We start from the raw sequence: 20581 nt of genomic DNA, 5'->3' as shown, positions 1-20581 counted from the left end.
AAACCGTGTGGGCCAGGTCACAGTAGGACGCGCAGGGTTGGGCGCCGGTTGGCTGACTACCGGCTGGCCGCCAACCGGGCCCTGAGCAGCGGCAACGCCGGGTGGGGGCTGCCGCCCAGACGGCGCAGACAGACGTCGACGATCTCGGTGTCGTACGGAGCCAGCTCGCTGTAGCGCAGCACCGCGTCGGGCTGCGGATCGGCGATCAGCGCCTCGCGCAGCGCGACCGCGACGTACTCCGCCATCTCGGTCAGCGCCGGGCTGTTGGTGCCGGGCAGGAGATCACCGCCGTACGCCTCGACCGCGGCGGCCACCCGGCCGCGGCGGACCAGGGTGAGGACCTGCTCGACGTCGGTCGCGACCGGCATCAGCAGACGGTAGGGCCTCGACGCGACCTGGCCGCCGAGCGCGTGGCGCAGGTGGGAGACCTCGGCCTTGAGCGTCGAGAAGGTGACCGCCTGGTCGCCGTAGACCATCGCGTGCAGCCGCTCCAGGGAGAGACCCTCGGGATGGAGCGCGAGCAGCGCGAGGATCTCGGTCTGGCGGCGGTTGAGCAGCAGCCGCTTGCCGTCGAGCCAGGTCTCGGCGGTGCCGAGCAGCGTGAGCACCAGGCCGGGCTGCTCGATCGCCTCGTCACCGCCTCGCTGGGTCGGCATCTTCGGCAGCGCTCCCTCGATCAGCCGCGCCATCACCCGGGCGGTGGCCAGACCGATCGGGTGGGTGCGGTCCCACGTGGTGGAGAGGTCGAGGACGCCGAGGTGCTTGCCGGTGGCCGGGTCGTGCAGCGGCGCAGCCCAGCAGACCCAGTTGTGCACGGCCTCGGCGTAGTGCTCGGGGCCGAAGACCATGGCCGGGGCGTCGGTGCGGTTGGCGAGGTCGAGCGCGTTGGTGCCGGCCGACTGGTCGTCCCAGCGCCCTCCGGGCACGAAGTTCACCGACTCGGCCTTGTGGCGCATCACCCGGCCGCCGTACGTCCACAGCACCCGGGTGTCCGGGTCGGTGACCGCGATGACCAGATCACCGTCGTCGGCGGTGCACCGCAACTCCTCCTCGACCCGCTCGACCGCGACCTGGAGCGGGGAGTCGCGCCACATCTCCCGGGTCTCGTCCTCGTCTGCCAGCGGCGCCTCGCGCACGTCGGGCCGGATGGCCGTCGCGGAGCGGGTCCAGCTCGACAGGATCTCCGGCCGGACGAAGTCTTCAGCGGCATCGCCGCTCTCCACGAAGGCGGTCCACGCCCGCGCCGCGCTGATATGACGCTCCTGCAGATCGCTGCGAACCATCACTCCCCCTTTGGAGCTCGGCCCTGAGGCTGGGTCCTGCCAAGGTAGCACCCTGTGATGTGCCTCACGATCCCCTCGGTGGTACCCGCTCGGCGGTGCCACAGTTAGGTGCATGGAGACGCGCACGGCCACCACCACACCCGACTTCGAGACCGCCGCCAGGCTGCAGGTCGACTTCAACCTCGAGTACGACTACCCCGCCCCCTCCGCCGACGAGCTCGCTCGGCATCTGAGCCGTCTGGTCGAGAGCGGCGACACGACCGTGATGCTGATCGGCGACCCTGCGGTCGGCCACGGCATCACCCGCTTCCGCCTGCAGACCACGGCCGACGAGCTCGAGGCCTATCTCGCCGAGCTCTACATCGTGCCCGACCGCCGCGGGCACGGACTCGGCACCATCCTGCTGCAGGCGATCATCGACGAGGCGAAGGCTCGTGGCGTGACGTACATGGATCTGGGGACGAGCGAGGACGACACCTCGGCCCGCGCACTGTACGAGAAGTTCGGCTTCGACAACCACGAGGGCCGCGGCTCCGGGCCGCGGGCGCTCTGCTACGAGAAGGAGCTGTAGAGCTCCTGCTCAGGCCGGAGCGCTTTCGGTGCGGCCGTCGTACGACAGTCCGCGAGCAACCGCGTGGAAGAGCATCGCCAGGATCAGGATTCCGGCGCAGACCAGCGCCACGATCGCCACCGACGTGCTCTGCGAGAGCTGAATCTGGCGGAGACCGACCGCGGCCAGCGCCCAGGCGCAGGAGATCAGCAGCTCTCGCAGGTTGCGCTTGAACAGAAGCGTCAGCAGAGCGACGGTGAGCACCGCGATCACCACGATCGAGGCCAGCGGGCCGACCGTCACCTCCCTCGAGTCGAGGTAGGTCGCGATGTTGACGATGCTCGCCGCGGTCACCCAGCCCGTGTAGAGCATCAGTGGCAGCCAGACCATGAGGAAGTCCCTTGTGGACGGCCGGGTCGTGCCTACGCCGAGGCGCCACAGCGCGGCATAGAGCGATGCGGTGAGGAGCAGCAGGATGACGACGGAGAGCCCGATCCATTCGTTCACGAAGACGAAGGTCCACAGCCCGTTGCAGATGCTGGCGATGACGAACAGCGGCCCGAGCAGCTGTGGGGTGTCGTTGTCATCGCGCGGGTCACGGAGATCCCTCGCCTGATAGACAGCGAAGACGACCAGCAGCAGATAGATGAGAGTCCAGATCGAGAACGCGTATCCGGCCGGGGTCAGATAGGTGGCGTATCTGTCCGATATCTCGCCGATCGGTGGCAGATCGAGAATCTGTGCACCGGTCAGGACGTTGGCCACAAGCGCAAAGATGAGCGCGAGAACATTGCCGATCTGCCAGGTTCTCTTCACGCTTCGACCGTAACAAAGGAGATCGCGGATTTTGCCTAGCGGTCTTCGTGGATTCGTCCGGTGGTGGCGGCCAGGCGCTCGCCGGAGCCGCCCCAGCGGCCGGCGATGATCTCGGCGGCGATGGAGATGGCGGTCTCCTCCGGCGTACGGGCGCCGAGGTCGAGACCGATGGGGCTGCTCAGCCGGGCGATCTCCTCGTCGGTGAGGCCGGCCTCGCGCAAGCGGGCGAGGCGGTCGTCGTGGGTGCGACGAGAGCCCATCGCGCCGACGTAGGCGATGTCGGGGAGGCGGAGGGCGACCTCGAGCAGAGGTACGTCGAACTTCGGGTCGTGGGTGAGGACGGCGATCACGGTGCGCTGGTCGATGCGTCCGGCCTCGACCTCCTGGTTCAGGAAGCGGTGGGGCCAGTCGACGACGACCTCGTCGGCCTCGGGGAAGCGCGAGTTGGTGGCGAAGACCGGGCGGGCGTCGCAGACGGTGACGTGATAGCCGAGGAACGCACCGACGCGGGCGACGGCGGCGGCGAAGTCGATCGCGCCGAAGACGAGCATCCTGGGCTTGGGCGCGAAGGACCAGACGAAGACCCGCATGCCTTCGCCGCGGCGCTCACCATCGATGCCATAGCTCAGGGTCTGGTTGGTGCCGTGGGCCAAGAGCCCCAGCGCGTCGTCGTGGACGGCGTCGTCCATCCGGGAGCTTCCCAGCGACCCCTTGACCCCCTCGGGGCGGATGAGGACGCGGCGCCCGAGGATCTCGGGGTCGGGGTGCTCGATGACGGTGGCCAGGGCGATCGGGCTGCCGCTGCGTACGTCCTCGGCGAGCTCGCCGAGCTCGGGGAAGGTCCCCTTCGACACCTTCTCGACGAAGACGTCCAGGATCCCGCCGCAGGTCAGGCCGACGGAGAAGGCGTCGTCGTCGGAGACGCCGTAGCGGTTGAGCTCAGGGGCGCCGGTGGCGGCCACCTCGCGGGCGACCTCGTAGACGGCGCCCTCCACGCATCCGCCCGAGACCGAGCCGACCGCGGTCTCGTCGGGGCCGACGAGCATCGAGGCGCCCGGCGGCCTCGGGGCTGACTGGAACGTCGCCACCACGGTGGCCACGGCCACGGTCTCGCCGGATTCCCACCACTTCATCAGATCGTCGAGTACGTCACGCACGCGCGATCACCTCCACCAGCTCCTCGTACGTCGCCAGCGAATGTCCGGCGACGAAGTCGTCCACGTGCGGCAGCACCGCGACGATGCCTCGCTGCAGCGGTTCATATCCAACCTTGCCACGGTGTGGGTTGGCCCACACCACCCGATGAGCGAGACGATGCAGCCTCGCCGTCTGCTCCTCGAGCAGCGTCGGGTCACCGCGCTCCCAGCCATCGCTCGCGATGATCACCACCGCGCCCCTGGCCAGCCCCTGGTGTCGCCGCAGGAACGCCTGCAGGTCGTCACCGAGCCTGGTCCCGCCCGACCAGTCGGGCACCGTCTCGCCGGCCGCGACGAGTGCGCGGTCGGGGTCGCGGTGGCGCAGCGCGCGGGTGACGTCGGTGAGCCGGGTCCCCATCGTGAACACCGCGCCACCCCTCGTGGTAGAGCTCGTCGAGACCACCCGGTGGGCGACTCGCAGCAAGACGTCCGCATAGGAGCTCATCGACCCGGACACGTCGATCAGCCACACGACGCGGCGCGGCCGCTCGCCGCGCCTGCGGTAGTGGATCCTGGCCGGTTCGCCGAGGTGTCGCAGGCTGGCGCGCAGAGTCCGGTGGGCATCGACGCGCCCTCGCCGCCAGGGATCCTGCCGCGGGGTCCTTCTCCGCGGGGTCCGCGGTCGGAGCCGCGCGATCAGTGCGGCCACCCGCTCCTGCTCGATCGGGTTGAGGTCGGCGACGTCGCGGTGACGCAGGGTCTCGATGTCGCTGGCCTGGGCCCGGACGACGTCGCCGGCACCCTCGTCCTCGCCCTCCCTCGGCTGCGGCTCGGTCTCGGGCAGGGCGGAGAAGACCGAGACCGTACGCGGCGGCCCCTGCGGCTTCGGCAGCGTCACCGTCGACCCGAACCAGGCCTCGAAGACCTGGTCGTAGCGCTGCAGGTCGTCCGGGCCGGCGCACAACGTCGCTCGTCCCGCGGTGTAGGTCGCGATCGGATCGCCCGCACCGACGATCGCGGTCGCCTCCAGGAATCCGTGGGCGCGGTCCTGGGTCACCGGCACGCCTGCCGCTCTGAGCGCGCGGGTGAAGCCGAGCAGGATCTCCGGCCCGTCGTGTGCAGTCACGTCAGCAGCCGGTCCAGGGCGGCCCGGACGCGGTCAGCGTCCTCGCGATGCTTCACGAGCGCGCCGAGGGTGGCCGCGGCGGCCTCCAGGTCCATCTCGATCGAGCCGAGGTGGTGCAGGGCGCGCGCCCAGTCGAGCGTCTCGGCGACTCCCGGCGGCTTGAGCAGTGCGCTCGCGCCCTCGGCACTGCGCAGCTGCTGGACCACGGTGACGACCTGGCGGGCGAGCTCGTCGGCGACCTCGGGGGCCCGGCTGCGTACGATCTCGATCTCGCGCTCCAGCCCCGGGTGGTCGATCCAGTGGTAGAGGCAGCGGCGCTTGAGCGCGTCGTGGAGCTCGCGGGTGCGGTTGGAGGTGAGCACGACGATCGGCGGGACCACGGCCGCCACCGTCCCGAACTCCGGGATCGTCACCCGATAGGTGGACAGCACCTCCAGCAGGAACGCCTCGAACTCGTCGTCGGCCCGGTCGATCTCGTCGACGAGCAGCACCGACGGCGCCTGTCGCAGCGCGGCCAGCACAGGTCGGGCGAGCAGGAACCGCTCGTCGTAGAGGGACTTCTCGGCCTCCTCGACCTCGCCCGCGCTGCCGGACGCCTCGAGGGCGCGCAGATGGAGGATCTGGCGGGCGAAGTCCCAGTCGTAGAGCGCCTGGGTGGCGTCGATCCCCTCGTAGCACTGCAGCCTCACCAACGGCAGGTCGAGCGCCTCGGCGACGGCCTCCGCGAGCGCGGTCTTCCCGGTCCCGGGCTCACCCTCGAGCAGCAGCGGCCGCTGCATCTTCAGCCCGAGAAACGTCACGGTCGCCAGCTCCGGATCGGCCAGGTATCCGGTCGCCGCCAGGCGCTCAGCGATCTCCCGGGGCGTCAGGTCCATGTCCTGAGCGTAGAACGCGGAGCGTTGGCTGCGGGTTGGGACGGCCCGATGCGGGGTGAACGAACGTTCGTTCACCGGGATGGGCCGAACGAACGTTCCTTCACCGGAATCGACCGAACGAACATTCCTTCACCGGAATCGACCGAACGAACATTCCTTCACCGGATTCCGCCGAACGAACATTCCTTCACCGGAATCCGCCGAACGAACATTCCTTCACCGGCGGTCGACGTCGTCGCCGCCGGCGAGGTCGCCGCACTCGACCAGGCGTACGTCGCGGGTCTTCAGGTAGCCCCGGGCGCCTTGGTCGCCGACGGCCGCCTCGACGACCCCCGCCCAGTGGGCGCGGCCGATCAGCACAGGATGCCCTGGGACCCCGTCGTACGCCGCCCGGGCCAGCTCTTCGGCCGCCTCGGTGGTCGAGCTCGTCAGGATCACCCGGCGCACCACATCAGCCCCGACATCCGGAAGATCGACCAGATGAACCACGGCAGCCTCGACGTCGGCCTCGAGCGAATCCAGACCGGCCCGCAGCGAGACCCCCATCCCCTCGTCCCAGCCCTCAGCGACGATGACCCGCTGATCGGCCGCAAGCCGCTCCCGAGCCTCCTCGGCGGACGCCCCCAGCACCACGACCACGTCGTCACAGCCGCCCTCGCGCAGCACTGCGATCGACCGCACCAGCCAGTCGTCGACCAGCGCCTTGGGCATGCCCATCCGCCGACCCGCGCCGGCGGCCAGGAGCAGGCCGGCGACCATCGTCACTTGAACGCGGCGGTGTAGAGCTTCTGCAGCTTCGCGCTCTTGACGTCGCTGTAGCCACAGCCGATGACCTTGGCATCGCCCTTGGCTGCGACCAGGTAGTCCTTGCCCTTCTCGAACTCGGGCATCGGGATCGTGCTCGGGGCCGGCAGGACGACCCGGACGGTGTCGGTGCCACCGAAACCGTCGGCGTACATCCACGTCTTCACCCGCAGCACGGCTTCGTCCTTCGTCATGCTCTCCACGGTGCCCTCGAAGGCCAGCGCGGCGTTCTGGGAGAGCCACTTCGACGTCGGCGGGATGCAGCGGGCGGCGTCCGCGACGACGGTCAGCTCGGTCGCCGCCGGCCCTCCGGCAGAAGCGGACCCAGACGGGACCGGCGCGGTCTCGGTGACCGTCGCGGTCGGTGAAGGAGGTGCAGCAGCAGGGTCTTCGCCGGTGTCGTCGGAGCCCAGGAGCCCGAACGAGGCGACGATCGCGACGAGCACGACCGCAGCGGCTCCGACGGCCGCCACCCAGCGCCACGGTGACCGCGGCGACTTCATCCCGGTGTTCGCTCCGACGTCGTCGCTCATGCCCAACATCATGCCTCATCGCTGGGTGCCGTCCGGGGACCCGGATGACCCGCGCAACAGGTTGGCACACACGCAGGCGGGGCCCTGACTTCGTGAGCCCTGACCCCGCCCGCCGCTGCAGAACTTCACCCGGATATTCCTTGGGCTTCAAAGCCCCCCAGATCCAGACGCTTCCCCGCAGTCGGCCACTGTGTGTGGAGCACCAATGTTGCGTTACCGACCTGTTGTCGAGACAGTGTCGAAAGTCCCCAGATGGATGGACCTCTTGTCCCATTCTCGACGCCCGGTCAGGTCATGCCAGATGCCGGTCCAGGAACCCGACGACCCGGCGGATCGAGAGGTCCCACTGCGGCCCGAAGGCGTGCTGCTCACCTCGGTAGACCCACAAGCGCTGACGTACGCCCGCAGTCTCCAGCAGATCCCGGGTCGTGTAGGCCCACCGGATCGGGCAGGACTCGTCATCGGTCCCGTGGTGCATCTGGAGCGGGACCTCGATCCGGTCGAAGTACGTCCGCGCCGACAGCCCCTCCCAGAACTCCGGCTCCGTCTCAGGATCGCCGTGCTGCCGGTAGAGCCGGACCACCTCATCAGGCCGCGACGGCACCGCCCACCGGTTGATGTTGTCGACGATGTCGGAGGAGACCGATGCGTACGTCACCCCGGCCCGCACCAGATCCGGCTGGGCGACGAGCGCGTTCATCACCACTCCCCCGCCCATGGAACGGCCGAGCAGCGCGGTGCGGTCGGGGTCGACGTACGGGAGTCTCTTCATGGCCTGGACGGCGTTGATGGTGTCCCGGGTGTAGCCGAGCCGGCTCTCGTCCTCCTCGGTCCCCTCCGGACTCTGCCAATTTTTCGGGCTAGAAGAGCCGGCGTGGCCGCGGTAGTCGGTGTGCAGAACGACATAGCCTTCCCGCGCCAGCCGGTCCTGCTCACGTCGGAGCCCCTGACCAGTGACGTAGATGTCGAGGTCGATGTGCCCGTGGGCGAAGACCACCCCGGGGAACGGCCCCGCGCCACGCGGCCGGAAGAGCACCCCGGTGATCGTCAGCGGGCCGCTCGGGTAGCTGATCTCGAAGCGACGGTAGGCGTCCGTGCTCCCCGACTCCCGCAGCATCTTCACCCGACCACCTGGGAAGTCCTCCCGCATCAGCTGCGGGAGCGAGACCTTGTCGGTCACCGGCGGCAGCGTCTCCGACGGGCTCGCGGACGGTGCGGAGGGTGTCGCCGAGCTCGACGGCGCCACTTCACGAGACGACGGCGCAGCGGCGGGCTCACCGCCGCAGGCGGCAAGAAGAGAGGCGGCGACCAGCACCGCGAGCCCGTCCTTCAGACCCATGCCCACGAGCGTAGTCCGGCACGCCCGACCGCAGGTCTGTAACGTCGAAGGCGCCAGGGTCCAAGAGGAGACATGGGCAGACCAGAAACGGACGTCGGACGGATCGGCACGGACACCGACGCGTTCGAGACGTTCTATCGCGAGCACCTCGACCTCGTTCAGAGGTTCGTGGCCAGACGGGTGGCGGACCCGCACCTGGCCGCGGACCTGACCGCCGAGGTGTTCCTCGCCGCGATCGACGCCGCACCCTCCTACCGAGCCGACCGCGGCAGACCCGCCGCCTGGCTCACCGGCGTCGCCCGCAACGTGGTGGCGGCCGAGTTCCGCCGCCAGAAGAAGGACATGGAAGCCGTACGCCGCATAGCCGGCCGCCGCCTCCTCGACCCGGACTCGCTGGCAGCGATCGAGTCCCGGATCGACTCGGCCCGTGAGTCCCGCAGGCTCTACGACGCCTTGGAATCCTTGCCGCGTCGCGACCGAGCGCTGATAGAGCTGGTCGCGGTCGACGGGCTCTCCGTGACCGAGGCCGCCGCCGTGCTGGGGGTGAAGCCGGGCACCGCGCGGGTCCGGCTGCACCGCAGCCGCGCCCGGGTCCAGTCACATCTCACTCCCCTGGAGGTCCAAACATGAACACTTTCGAGCAGTCCCTGCTCACCGAGCTGCGTGAGCACGTCGCCACCCGCACCCCTGGTCCCGCCCGCGGTCCGGTCCGTTCCACCCTGGCTCGCCGATGGCGCTGGGCGGCCGTACCTGCTGCGACTGCCGCTGCCGTGACCGCGGTCCTCCTCGCAGTCTCGGGACCGACCCCGGCGTACGCCGTCGACGATTCCGGCGACGATGTCGTCGTGACGGTCTACCGGCTCGACGACGCCAAGGGTCTCGAGCAGGCCCTGCGTGAGCACGGGCTCGCCGCCGAGATCGACTACGCCCCAGCTGCCTCCCAGACCGTCGACGGCGGGTCGCTCGACTCGGCGGCCGGGTCCGAGCAGGGCATCAAGCTACGCGAGAAGTCGTCTGCCGACCGGCCCGACGGATCGGCCCCGAAGATCGAGACCGCACTGAGCGAGGATGCGTTCACCCTCCGCCTCGACCGTGAAGCGATCCCGGAGAACCAGGTCCTTCACCTCACCACGACCGGCTCGGTCGACGACGGCCTGGCCGGCCTGCGGATCTCGTGGCTGCCGGCCTGACACCCGCAGCTCTCGATACGACGGGACGTTCTGGTCGGTCTACCCGCTGGTAACGGGCAAGAACGTCCCGTCGTATCTCCCGGCGGCAACCAAAACGACAGGTGCCCCCGCCATTGGCGGGGGCACCTGCGTGATGCTCTAGCGAGACAGCCTCAGCTGTGCTGATCGCTTCTTCGGCTTGCGCCTCAGAAGCCCATGCCGCCCATGTCGCCCATGCCACCGGTCGGGTCGCCACCAGCGGCGGCCTTCTCCGGCTTGTCGGCCACGACGGCCTCGGTGGTGAGGAACAGCGCGGCGATCGACGCGGCGTTCTGCAGCGCCGAGCGGGTCACCTTGGCCGGGTCGATGATGCCCGCGGCCAGCAGGTCGACGTACTCGCCCGTGGCAGCGTTGAGGCCGTGGCCCTGCGGGAGGCCGGCGACCTTCTCCGCCACGACGCCGCCCTCGAGGCCGGCGTTGATGGCGATCTGCTTCAGCGGGGCCGAGATGGCGGCCTTGACGATCGAGGCACCGGTGGCCTCGTCGCCCTCGAGCTCGAGCTTCTCGAACGCGGCGGCGGCGGCCTGGATCAGCGCCACACCACCACCGGCGAGGATGCCCTCCTCGACGGCAGCCTTCGCGTTGCGAACGGCGTCCTCGATGCGGTGCTTGCGCTCCTTGAGCTCGACCTCGGTGGCCGCGCCGACCTTGATGACGGCCACGCCGCCGGCCAGCTTGGCGAGGCGCTCCTGGAGCTTCTCGCGGTCGTAGTCGGAGTCCGACTTCTCGATCTCGGCGCGGATCTGGTTGACCCGGCCCTCGATCTGACCCTGGTCGCCCGAACCCTCGACGATGGTGGTCTCGTCCTTGGTGATGACGACCTTGCGGGCCTGACCGAGCAGCTCGATGCCGGCGGTCTCCAGGGAGAGGCCGACCTCCTCGGAGATGACCTGGCCACCGGTGAGGATGGCGATGTCCTGCAGCATGGCCTTGCGGCGGTCACCGAAGCCCGGAGCCTTGACGGCGACGGACTTGAAGGTGCCCTTGATCTTGTTGACGACCAGCGTGGAGAGAGCCTCGCCGTCGACGTCCTCGGCCAGGATGACCAGCGGCTTGCCGGTCTGCATGACCTTCTCCAGGACCGGGATCAGGTCCTTGACGCTGGAGATCTTCGAGTTGACGATCAGGATGTACGGGTCGTCGAGGACGGTCTCCATACGCTCCGGGTCGGTCACGAAGTAGGCCGAGATGTAGCCCTTGTCGAAGCGCATACCCTCGGTGAGCTCGAGGTCGAGCCCGAAGGTGTTCGACTCCTCGACGGTGATGACGCCTTCCTTGCCGACCTTGTCCATCGCCTCGGCGATGATCTCGCCGACGGTGGTGTCAGCAGCGGAGATCGAGGCGGTAGCAGCGATCTGCTCCTTGGTCTCGATGTCCTTGGCCTGCGCGAGCAGCTGCTCGGAGACGGCGTCGACGGCCGCCTCGATGCCGCGCTTCAGGCCGGCCGGGTTGGCACCCGCGGCGACGTTGCGCAGGCCCTCGCGGACGAGCGCCTGGGCGAGAACGGTCGCGGTCGTCGTGCCGTCACCGGCGACGTCGTCGGTCTTCTTCGCGACCTCCTTGACCAGCTCGGCACCGATCTTCTCGTAGGGGTCCTCGAGCTCGATCTCCTTGGCGATGGAAACACCATCGTTGGTGATCGTGGGGGCACCCCACTTCTTCTCGAGCACGACGTTGCGGCCCTTGGGACCGAGGGTGACCTTGACGGCGTCGGCGAGGGTGTTGAGACCCTTCTCCAGACCCCGACGGGCCTCCTCGTTGAAAGCGATGAGCTTCGGCATTGCTCCTGCGATCCTTCACTTGGGAAGTTCGTTGGATCCGGTCCGATGGGTTGCCCGCGACGGACGACGCCACTCCCGGCAGAACCCTTCCCTGCCGCTCGCGACGCCTCAACGTCACCGGTCCGGTTGTTGTCACTCTCATGGTAAGAGTGCCAGCTTCATGTTTAGCACTCGACCCCAGAGAGTGCAAGAAAATTGGGGGCGGAGACGGGCCGGATCAGTCGACCCTGACGCTCGTCTCGACCGGCGCCTCGTCGCCGACCTCGACCTCGAGCTCCAGGTCGTGGCCCTTCTCGAAGCCGAAGCTGTCGCCGAACGACACGGTCTCGCCGGGGGCCAGCGGCATCGGGCCGTCCCCGTCGTACGCGGCGAAGTCGGCCATGTCGTCATCGTCATCGCCGTTGATCTTGAACTCCATGTAGAGCTCTTCGTCACCCTTCACCCCGGCCATGTCCTGCACGTAGGGCCAATCGTCCCACCGGGCATCGATCTCGACATCGACCTCGTCGAGGTCGATCGGGCCGCTGCCCTCGTTGGTGATGACGTAGTTGACGAACACCAGCTCGTCGCCCTTGGCGATGACCGGCTTCCTGGTCTCCGGGTCGACGAAGATGCCGTCCTCGGGCGCCTCGGCGACGCCGGCCTTGTAGACGTCGATGGAGAGGTCGCCTGCCTTGACCGTGGTCAGCTTGGTGCCGGTGGCGAACGTCGGCTTGGCCCAGGCGGGTGCCTTGAAGTCGCCTTCCACGGCAGTCTCGCCGGTCTCGGCGGTCTCGGACTCGGCCGGCTTCGGCGTGGTGTCGTCCGAGGCGGAGTCGTCGTTGCCGCAGGCGGCCAGCGAGCCGACGGCGAGGAGTGCGAAAGCGCCGATCAACGACCGGTTACGAAGATTCTCAGCCATTGGTGTCCCCCGATAGATGGCTAGGCGATGTACGTGCGAATCATGCAGCGTTCACCGGGACCCGACCGAAACGTCGATCAGAGGCCCTTCCCGAGCTCGGCGAACTCCAGGTCGTCACGCAGCGGGAGGCCGAAGCGCTCGTCACCGTAGGGAAACGGCTCGAACCGCCCCGTGCGCCGATATCCCCGCCGCTCGTAGAACGCGATCAGGTCCTCGCGCTGACGGATGACGGTCATCCGGATCTCCTCCGCGCCCCAGTCGCGCGCGATCTGCTCGGCCTCGGCGATGACGGCCTTGCCGACACCGGCCCCCTGCAGCTGCGGCGAGACGGAGAACATGCCGAAATAGACCGAGGGAGCAACCGTGCGAAGCGCGGACGCCTCGCGCTTCTGCAGCTGGCAGCAGGCGACGATCCTCCCGGGCTGCCCGGGAGGATCAGCCTGCTCCGCGACGAGCAGCCGGGAACCGGGGGCGGTGATCACCTCGCGTACGCCTTCGACATCGGTGCGCTGTCCCGCGAGCAGGTCGGCCTCGGTGGTCCAGCCGGCACGCGAGGCGTCGCCACGGTAGGCCGACTCGATCAGCCCGACCAGGGCATCCACGTCGGAGAGGTTCGCGTCACGGAAGGTCAGCTCAGGCACGTCGCCGAGGGTAGCCGGAGTCAGCACCCGCTGGTCGAGCCGCGAGGCCGCCTGCGGCCGAGCGTGTCGAGACCAACACAGTCCCATCGCGCGCTGACGGCACCGTGTTGGTCTCGACACGGATTCGCTCGTTCCTCACGAATCCGGCTCGACCAGCGGGCGCGAGTGTCTTCAAGCAGGCAGGTCGGGGAGCGCCGGCCGCCGCAGCCAGGCGTCGAAGAGCGGGGTGAGGTCGCGGCCGCAGACCTCGGCCGCATGCGCCTCGAAGTCGGCGGTGGTGACCGAGCCGCCGTTGTGCCGCGACACCCAGGTGCGCAGGAGCCGGAAGAACGCCTCGTCGCCGACCGTACGCCGCAGCGCGTGCAGGGTGAGCGCTCCCCGCTTGTAGACGCGGTCGTCGAACATGTCCTCGGGCCCGGGGTCGGCGAGCACCAGGTCCTGCGGAAGCTCGGCCAGCCGGCGGTGATGGTGCCGGGCGTGCTCGCCGCACGCGCGCCCTCCGGACGCGTCCGACCACAGCCACTCGCTGTAGCAGGCGAACCCCTCGTGCAACCAGATGTCGCGCCACTCCCGCAGGGTCACCGCGTTGCCGAACCACTGGTGGGCGAGCTCGTGGGCGACGAGGCGTACCTCTGCCCATTCGCCGGTGAGGTGGTTGCGCCCGAAGGTCGACAGCGACTGCGACTCGAGCGGGATCTCGAGCTCGTCGTCGGTGACCACGACGGAGTAGGAGGCGAACGGGTAGGGCCCGAAGACCGAGGTGAAGTAGGCCATCATCTCCCGCTGCCGCCCGAAGGAGGCGTCGAACTCGGCGGTGGCGTCGACCGGGTACGCAGCCCGGATCGGCACCCGGCCACCCGGGCCTTCGGTCGTGGCGAGGTCGACGATCCGGTAGCGCCCGATCTGCACCGTGGCGAGATAGGTCGCCATCGGCTCGGCCTGCCAGTAGCGCCAGGTCTCCCCGCTGCCGCGGCGTACGCGGGAGGTCAGCTCGCCGTTGGAGACGACCGCATAGCCCGGCGCGGTGGTCACGCTGATCGCATAGCGGGCCTTGTCGGAGGGACGGTCGTTGCACGGGAACCAGGTCGGCGCACCGTGCGGCTGACCTGCGACGATGACACCGTCGTCGAGCTCCTCCCAGCCGGCGTCACCGTGATGCGACAGCACCACCGGTCGGGGCTTGCCGGAGTATCTGACCGTGACCACGAACTCCTCGCCGGCTGCGATCCGCGAGCGGAGGTTCAGCACCAGGCGGTGGTCGTGATGGGCCCACTTGGCCGGCGGACGGCCGTCGATCGCGACCTTCTGCACCCGCAGGTGGGCGAGGTCGAGGACGACGCGGCTGAGGTCGTCGACGGCGACCGCGCGGATCGTCGCGGTGCCCGCGAGCCGGTTGCCGACCAGGTCGTAGGTGAGCTCGAGGTCGTAGTGGGTCGCGCTCCACGACAGGTCCCCATGGCCCGGAAGGTAGGGGTCTGCTGTGGGGAGCTTCGGCACGGCGGTCATGTTAGAGGCATCCGCTCAGCCGACCTGGTCCCAGGGACCGATCGGGTTGCCGATCCACAGCGTCTTGTCCGGCAGGCTCTCCCCGCGCATCACCAGCGACACCGGTCCGACGACCGCATGCCGGCCGATCACGGCGGCGGGCAAGATCACCGAGTTGGGCCCCAGCGTGGCGCCGCGCCTGAGGACCACCTCGTCGAGCGCCAGGACGCGATCGTGGAACAGATGGGTCTGCACGACCGTCCCGGCGTTGACCGTGGCGCCGTCACCGAGCTCGACCAGGTCGGTCTCGGGGAGCCAGTGGGTCTCGATCCACACGCCGCGGCCGATCTTCGCGCCCAGCGCGCGGAACCAGACGTTGAGCACCGGTGTGCCGGACACCGCGCCGGTGAACCAGGGCGCGGCGAGCACCTCGACGAAGGTGTCGGCCAGCTCGTTGGCCCACACGAACCAGCTCCACAGCGGGTGCGATCCGGCCCGGATCCGGCCAACGAGCAGCCATTTGGCGACGACCGTGAGGCCGGCCGCGACCGCTCCGGCCAGCGCCAGCACCGGCCCTGCGACCAGGACCGCGACGAGGAGGTCGGCGGCCTCCCAGACCCGGACGAGCACGTAGGCCACCCCGGCGTAGAGCAGCACGGCGAGCGTCTGCGGCACGAGCCGGGCCAGCTCGACGAGCGCTCGGGCGATCTCGAGGCGTCTGGGCGGGTCATAGGTGCGCCCCGAGTCGCCCTCACCGGCGGCCCTCCGCAGCGGCGCCGGCGGCGAGCCGAGCCAGCTCTCCCCCTTCTGGGCCCGCTTGCGGCGAGGAGCAGCGCTGAGCACGGCGACCAGGGAAGCCTTCGGCACCTTGCGGCCGGGCGCCGCCATGCCCGAGTTGCCGACGAAGGCGCGCTTGCCGATCTTCACCCGTTCGACCCGAAGCCAGCCGCCGCCGAGCTCGTAGCCGCCGATCAGGGTGTCGTCGGCGAGGAAGCTCTGGTCGTTGACCTGCGTCAGCCGAGGGATCATCAGGACCGTCGACGCCTCGACGCGCTTGCCGATCTTGGCGCCGAGAGCCCGCAGCCACAGCGGCGTCAGCGTCGAGGAGTAGAGCGGGAAGAGCCAGGTGCGCGCCTCGTCGAGCACCTGCATCGTCGACCAGACCGCGACCCCGGCGAGGCTGCGTACCGGATGTACGCCGGGGGTGATCGCCCGCCCGGCGAGCCGCACCACCGCCCAGATCAGTGCGGCCAGGGCGAAGAAGCCGGCCGCGGTCGCAACCGGGCTCCAGGCGATCAAGGGCCCGATGTCGGTGTAGGACGTCGGCACGCCGGCCAGGGCGACGGCGACCAGCACGCCGATCACGATGGCAGCCGCGGGGAGGAGCGCGAGCACAGCGGCGGCGATGCCGTAGAGGAGCATCCACACCTGGGCTCGCGCCTGGGGCGGTTGCCACGGACCGCGTGCCTCGCGAGCCGCCCGGACCGCCGGCGAGCCCGACCAGAACTCGCCTGCCGGCACCTCACCGAAGACGGCCGATCCGGGCCCGACCTCGGCGTCGTCGCCGACCCGCGCCCCCGGCAGCAGCGTCGACCGCGCCCCGACCCGGGCCCGCTCCCCCACCTCGACCTCGCCCAGATGGAGCACATCGCCCTCGATCCAGTGACCGGAGAGGTCGACCTCCTGCTCGACCGAGCAGCCTTTGCCGAGAGTGAGCATGCCGGTGACCGGCGGGAGGCTGTGCAGGTCGACGTTCTTGCCCATCCGCACGCCGAGCAGCCTGGCGTACCAGAGCATCCAGGCCGCCCCGGCGAGCCCGTGGGCACCCAGCTCGTCGACGGCGTGCGTCGCCACCCAGACCCGCAGATGGACCGTGCCGCCGCGCGGGTACTCGCCCGGCCCGATCCCGTGCAGGACGAGCCGGGCGACCCCGGCCGCGACCAGCATCCGTCCGGGTGGAGTCAGGAAGAGCAGGACCGCCGGTACGAGGGCCCACCAGCTGAGCGAGGGCAGCCAGGGCATCCACGGCTGGGCGAGCGTCGTGCCGAGCGCGATCCAGGTCAACCAGCGCGGCGCGGCGAGGCAACGGAGCAGGACCGTCGCGACCACCTGAGCGACCTGGGTCTCGAGACGCACCGCAGGCACCTCGCGCTCGGAGACCGCAGCCGAGCTGCCCAGGTCGTCGACGTAGTCCGCCAGGGCACCCAGGCTCGGCCGGTCGTAGATGTCGCCGAGCGCCACCTCGGGGAAGCGCTCCCGGATCAGGCTGACCATCTGGGCCGCGGTCAGGCTGCCGCCACCCAGGTCGAAGAAGTCGGCCTTCGCGTCCGCGACCTCGGCGCCGAGGATGTCGTTCCACAGCCCGGCCAGCCAGGTCTCGGTGTCGCTGAGCTCCGCGCCGGCACCCACGGTCGAGACGAGCGGCCATGGCAGCGCATCACGGTCGACCTTCCCGCTCGTACGCGTCGGGAGACTGTCGACCACCGCCAGCCGCGGCACCAGGGCCGCCGGCATGTCGGCCCGGAGCCGGGCGACGGAGGCGGCATGGTCGAAGCCGTCCTCGACCGTGACGTAGCCGACCAGCAGGCTGTTGCCCGCAGCGCTCCTGCGGACGGCCGCCGCAGCCCCGACGACCCCGTCCAGCTGCAGCAGAGCACTGTCGATCTCACCGAGCTCGATGCGCCGACCGCCCAGCTTGATCTGGTCGTCGGCGCGCCCGCCGAAGAGAAGCCCTGCAGGGTCGTTCACGACCAGGTCGCCCGAGCGGTAGGCCCGTGACCAGCCGAGGGCCGGCATCGGGGCGTACTTCTCGGCGTCCTTGGCCGCGTCCAGATAGCGGGCCAGGCCGACGCCGCCGATGATCAGCTCTCCGGTCTCGCCCTCGGAGACCGGGGCGCCCGTGGCGGGGTCGACGACGGCGAGGTCCCAGCCGTCGAGCGGGAGGCCGATCCGCACCGGTCCCTCGGCGCTCAGGCGGGCGCCACAGGCCACCACCGTCGCCTCGGTCGGCCCGTAGGTGTTCCACACCTCCCGGTCCGGTGTGACGAGGCGGGCGGCGAGCTCGGGTGGGATCGCCTCGCCACCGGTGATCAGCAGCCTCACCCTGTCGAGGGACGACGGCGGCCACAGCGCCACCAGCGTCGGGACCGTCGAGACGATCGTGATCTGATTGGCGACCAGCCAAGGGCCGACGTCCACCCCGGAGCGCACCAGCGCCCGCGGGGCCGGGACCAGGCAGGCGCCGTAGCGCCAGGCCAGCCAGATCTCCTCGCAGCTCGCGTCGAAGGCCACCGAGAGGCCGGCCATCACCCGGTCGCCGACCCCGATCGGGGCGTCCTGGAGGAAGAGGCGCGACTCGGCGTCGACGAACGCCGCGGCGTTGCGGTGGGTGACCGCGACGCCCTTGGGCGTGCCTGTGGAGCCGGAGGTGAAGATCACCCAGGCGTCGTCGTCGGTCGACGGCTCCTCCGGCTCGCCGGTCTCGCCGGTCTCACCGGGCTCACCGGGCTCAGCGATCAGCGTGACCCGCAGGTCGTCGGTCACGACCGCGGCGACCTGCGCTTCCCCGAAGACCAGTCTGGCCCGTTCCTCGGGATCGTCGGCGTCGACCGGCACGTAGGCGGCGCCCGCACAGAGGATGCCGAGGATCGCGACGTACAGGTCGGTGGTGCCGCTCGCAATCCGCAGCCCGACCTTGTCTCCCGGCCCGATCCCGGCAGCGTTGAGCTCGGCGGCCAGCCCGTCGGCGGCCTCCTCGAGCTCGGCGTACGTCAGCAGCCCGTTGCCCGCGTCGACGGCCGGCTCGTCGGGCACCTGGGCCGCGGTCGCCCGGAAGATGTCGATGAGGGTCCGGGGCTCTGGCGCGAGCTCGCCTCGCAGCAGGGGGTCGGGGTCGGTCACACGACCACCTCCGTAGCGCAAGCGCCAGGATACGGACGCGGTCGCGTGAAGCTTGGATGGTTCTCTCGCTGACGCTCGCTCACACGCGGAGCCTTCCGGGGCCAGTTGAACGGATGACGTACATCTTCCTTCTTTCTCGCTGTCGATTTGTTCTCGTCCCACCCGTCATCCCCGGTGACAGACTCAAACCGCGCGGACGAAAGGGATCACGATGACCAGATACATGGTGCTGCTGCCGGCGAACGAGGCCTTCTGGGCCGAGTCGACACCGGAGGAGAAGGCAGCCGGCTACGAGGTGCACGGCAAGTTCGCCAAGCTGCTCGCCGAGCGCGGCCACAAGGTCACGGGCGGCGCCGAGCTCCACCACTCCAGCAAGGCCAAGACTCTGCGCAAGACCGGCGACGGGATCGTCATCACCGACGGCCCGTACGCAGAGACCGTCGAGCACGTCACCGGCTTCTACATGATCGAGACCGACGACCTCGAGGACATGCTCGAGTGCTGCAAGGTGCTCGCCGATCGCGAGACGGCGATCGAGGTCCGCGAGGTCGTCGAGCCCGAGGAGATGGCATGAGGTACTACCTGCTCATCCCCAACGTCGAGGCCGAGTGGCAGGCCAAGACGAAGGAGGAGAGGGACGCGCTGTTCGCCGTGCACGAGAAGTTCTCCGCGCTGCTCGCCGAACGCGGCCACACCGACCTGAGGCACGGCGCGGCGCTCGACCTTCCGTCGACGGCCGTGACCGTGCGTGCCTCGGGCGTCACCGACGGTCCCTACACCGAGGCGGCCGAGCATCTGGCCGGGCTCTACGTCGTGGAGTCCGAGGACCGCGACGACCTGGTCGAGTGCTGCAAGCTGCTCGCCACGGTCGAGTCCGCGATCGAGATCCGCGCGGCGGAGTAGGGCCGACCCGGGCGATGCTGGAGACGCTGCTGCGCGATGAGTGGGGCCGGTTGCTGGCCCTGCTCGTCGCGCAGTTCCGGCGTCTCGACCTGGCCGAGGACGGCCTGGCCGACGCCTTCGAGGCGGCCGCCCGGCACTGGCCCGTCGACGGCGAGCCGGACAACGGGCCGGCCTGGCTCCTCACCACCGCGCGGCGGCGAATCGTGGACCGGATGCGCTCGGAGGAGGTGCTGGCCCGCAAGATGCCGTTGCTCGCTGTGGATGCGGCGGTGACCCAGGAGGCGCAGCAGATGATGGTCACGGTGCCGTTCGGGGCCGGCGGCGAGACGATCACCGACGAGCGGCTCCGGCTGGTGCTGCTCTGCGCCCATCCGACGCTGTCGCGGGAGGCGGCCGCCGCGCTCACCCTCCGTCTGGTTCTCGGCGTCTCGACCGAGGACATCGGACGCCTCTTCCTGCAGTCGAAGGCGACGATGGCGGCGCGGCTGACCCGGGCACGCAAGCGGCTCACGGGCGCCTCCTTCGAGGTGCCCGCAGATCTCGCCGATCGGGTCGGGATCGTCGCCGAAGTCGCGTACCTCGCGTTCACGGCGGGCTACGCCCCCGGCACCGGCCCCGATGTCGTACGCACCGACCTGGCGGGCGAGGCGATCCGGCTGGTCCGGGTGCTGCGGTCCGTCCTTCCCGAGCCGGACCGGGAGATCGACGCTCTGCTCGCCCTGATGCTCCTGCAGCACTCCCGACGGGACGCACGGATCGGACCGGACGGCGACCTTGTCCTGCTGCCCGACCAGGACCGCGCTGCGTGGCGACTCGACGAGATCGCCGAGGCTCTCGCGATCCTCACCCCGCTCACCCATGCTGCACCCGCGCCCTACCTGATCCAGGCACTGATCGCCGCCGAGCACGCGGTCGCGCCCAGTTCCGGCACGACCGCCTGGGATCGCATCGTCGAGCGCTACGACGAACTGCTCACGCTGCACGACACCCCGGTCGTACGCCTCAACCGCGCCGTGGCGGTGGCCGAGGCCGACGGAGCTGAGGCCGGGCTCGAGACCCTGGAGTCGGTGGCCCTCCCGGGACACCGGCTGCCCGCCGTACGCGCACAGCTGCTGGAGCAACTGGGTCGCCACGATGAGGCGATCGAGGCGTACGAGGAAGCCATTGCGCTGTGCACGCACGGACCGGAGCGCGTCGATCTCGACCGACGACGGAGGGTCCTGGAAGGTTTTGCACCCCAATCGCTAGACGAGAACACGTTCTAGTTGCCACACTCGGT

19 protein-coding genes are annotated in these 20581 nt (G+C 69.9%); 6 read left to right on the top strand and 13 right to left on the bottom strand.

Annotated elements, in window-relative coordinates:
- Nucleotides 1-56 precede the first annotated feature (56 nt).
- Complete coding sequence (locus IEY84_RS25205; protein WP_183550081.1) at nt 57-1283, bottom strand: helix-turn-helix domain-containing protein; 1227 nt, start codon at nt 1281-1283, stop codon at nt 57-59.
- Nucleotides 1284-1395: 112 nt separating this feature from the next.
- On the opposite strand from IEY84_RS25205, the gene IEY84_RS25200 reads away from it, so the two are divergent.
- Nucleotides 1396-1854 (top strand): GNAT family N-acetyltransferase, encoded by a 459-nt coding sequence (locus IEY84_RS25200; protein ID WP_183550084.1) that lies wholly within the window; start codon nt 1396-1398, stop codon nt 1852-1854.
- A gap of 9 nt (nt 1855-1863) precedes the next feature.
- Here IEY84_RS25200 and IEY84_RS25195 read toward each other — a convergent pair whose 3' ends face one another.
- The 7 genes from IEY84_RS25195 to IEY84_RS25165 form a co-directional block, all read right to left on the bottom strand.
- Nucleotides 1864-2649: a TspO-related membrane protein gene (locus tag IEY84_RS25195; protein WP_183550087.1), complete on the bottom strand. Its 786-nt coding sequence runs from the start codon at nt 2647-2649 to the stop codon at nt 1864-1866.
- Between the two features lie 35 nt (nt 2650-2684).
- Nucleotides 2685-3806 carry an XdhC family protein gene (locus IEY84_RS25190; protein ID WP_183550090.1) on the bottom strand — a complete coding sequence of 374 codons (1122 nt, stop codon included), beginning with the start codon at nt 3804-3806 and terminating at the stop codon, nt 2685-2687.
- Nucleotides 3799-4911: a vWA domain-containing protein gene (locus IEY84_RS25185; protein WP_183550092.1), complete on the bottom strand. Its 1113-nt coding sequence runs from the start codon at nt 4909-4911 to the stop codon at nt 3799-3801. The genes IEY84_RS25190 and IEY84_RS25185 overlap by 8 nt, the downstream gene beginning before the upstream one ends.
- The gene (locus IEY84_RS25180; protein ID WP_183550095.1) at nt 4908-5786 is read right to left on the bottom strand and encodes an AAA family ATPase; all 879 of its coding nucleotides are present in this window, start codon (nt 5784-5786) and stop codon (nt 4908-4910) included. Before IEY84_RS25180 ends, IEY84_RS25185 begins: the two co-directional genes overlap by 4 nt.
- Nucleotides 5787-6002: 216 nt before the next feature.
- Nucleotides 6003-6545 carry a nucleotidyltransferase family protein gene (locus IEY84_RS25175; RefSeq protein ID WP_183550483.1) on the bottom strand — a complete coding sequence of 181 codons (543 nt, stop codon included), beginning with the start codon at nt 6543-6545 and terminating at the stop codon, nt 6003-6005.
- A 2-nt stretch (nt 6546-6547) separates the two neighbouring features.
- Complete coding sequence (locus IEY84_RS25170) at nt 6548-7123, bottom strand: hypothetical protein (protein ID WP_183550098.1); 576 nt, start codon at nt 7121-7123, stop codon at nt 6548-6550.
- Nucleotides 7124-7415: 292 nt separating this feature from the next.
- The gene (locus tag IEY84_RS25165) at nt 7416-8462 is read right to left on the bottom strand and encodes an alpha/beta hydrolase family protein (RefSeq protein WP_183550101.1); all 1047 of its coding nucleotides are present in this window, start codon (nt 8460-8462) and stop codon (nt 7416-7418) included.
- A 72-nt stretch (nt 8463-8534) separates the two neighbouring features.
- Between IEY84_RS25165 and IEY84_RS25160 the strand changes: the two genes are divergently transcribed.
- Together IEY84_RS25160 and IEY84_RS25155 are read left to right on the top strand one after the other, a co-directional pair.
- Nucleotides 8535-9092: an RNA polymerase sigma factor gene (locus IEY84_RS25160; protein WP_183550104.1), complete on the top strand. Its 558-nt coding sequence runs from the start codon at nt 8535-8537 to the stop codon at nt 9090-9092.
- Nucleotides 9089-9652: a hypothetical protein gene (locus IEY84_RS25155; RefSeq protein WP_183550107.1), complete on the top strand. Its 564-nt coding sequence runs from the start codon at nt 9089-9091 to the stop codon at nt 9650-9652. The genes IEY84_RS25160 and IEY84_RS25155 overlap by 4 nt, the downstream gene beginning before the upstream one ends.
- A gap of 185 nt (nt 9653-9837) precedes the next feature.
- On the opposite strand, the gene groL is transcribed toward IEY84_RS25155, so the two are convergent.
- The 5 genes from groL to IEY84_RS25130 form a co-directional block, all read right to left on the bottom strand.
- Nucleotides 9838-11472, bottom strand: coding sequence for a chaperonin GroEL (groL, locus tag IEY84_RS25150; protein WP_183550110.1), 1635 nt, complete (start codon nt 11470-11472; stop codon nt 9838-9840).
- A gap of 217 nt (nt 11473-11689) precedes the next feature.
- Nucleotides 11690-12373, bottom strand: coding sequence for a hypothetical protein (locus IEY84_RS25145; RefSeq protein WP_183550113.1), 684 nt, complete (start codon nt 12371-12373; stop codon nt 11690-11692).
- 77 nt (nt 12374-12450) lie between these two features.
- Complete coding sequence (locus tag IEY84_RS25140; RefSeq protein WP_229788997.1) at nt 12451-13014, bottom strand: GNAT family N-acetyltransferase; 564 nt, start codon at nt 13012-13014, stop codon at nt 12451-12453.
- Between the two features lie 171 nt (nt 13015-13185).
- Nucleotides 13186-14520: a M1 family metallopeptidase gene (locus IEY84_RS25135; RefSeq protein WP_183550116.1), complete on the bottom strand. Its 1335-nt coding sequence runs from the start codon at nt 14518-14520 to the stop codon at nt 13186-13188.
- A gap of 15 nt (nt 14521-14535) precedes the next feature.
- Nucleotides 14536-18399: a Pls/PosA family non-ribosomal peptide synthetase gene (locus IEY84_RS25130; protein ID WP_183550119.1), complete on the bottom strand. Its 3864-nt coding sequence runs from the start codon at nt 18397-18399 to the stop codon at nt 14536-14538.
- 211 nt (nt 18400-18610) lie between these two features.
- On the opposite strand from IEY84_RS25130, the gene IEY84_RS25125 reads away from it, so the two are divergent.
- Genes IEY84_RS25125 through IEY84_RS25115 form a run of 3 tightly spaced genes read left to right on the top strand, consistent with a single transcriptional unit; the run spans nt 18611 to nt 20567 of the window.
- A complete protein-coding gene (locus IEY84_RS25125; protein WP_229788995.1) occupies nt 18611-18973 on the top strand; it encodes a YciI family protein in 363 nt (120 codons plus the stop codon).
- A complete protein-coding gene (locus IEY84_RS25120; protein ID WP_183550123.1) occupies nt 18970-19302 on the top strand; it encodes a YciI family protein in 333 nt (110 codons plus the stop codon). Before IEY84_RS25125 ends, IEY84_RS25120 begins: the two co-directional genes overlap by 4 nt.
- Before the next feature lie 14 nt (nt 19303-19316).
- Complete coding sequence (locus IEY84_RS25115; RefSeq protein WP_183550126.1) at nt 19317-20567, top strand: RNA polymerase sigma factor; 1251 nt, start codon at nt 19317-19319, stop codon at nt 20565-20567.
- The last annotated feature ends 14 nt before the right edge of the window (nt 20568-20581 follow it).

The organism is Nocardioides albus (genome assembly GCF_014648255.1).
Lineage (GTDB): Bacteria > Actinomycetota > Actinomycetes > Propionibacteriales > Nocardioidaceae > Nocardioides > Nocardioides albus.
The sequence above is the reverse complement of the archived record's forward strand: the minus strand, read 5'-3'. Positions and strand labels throughout refer to the sequence as shown.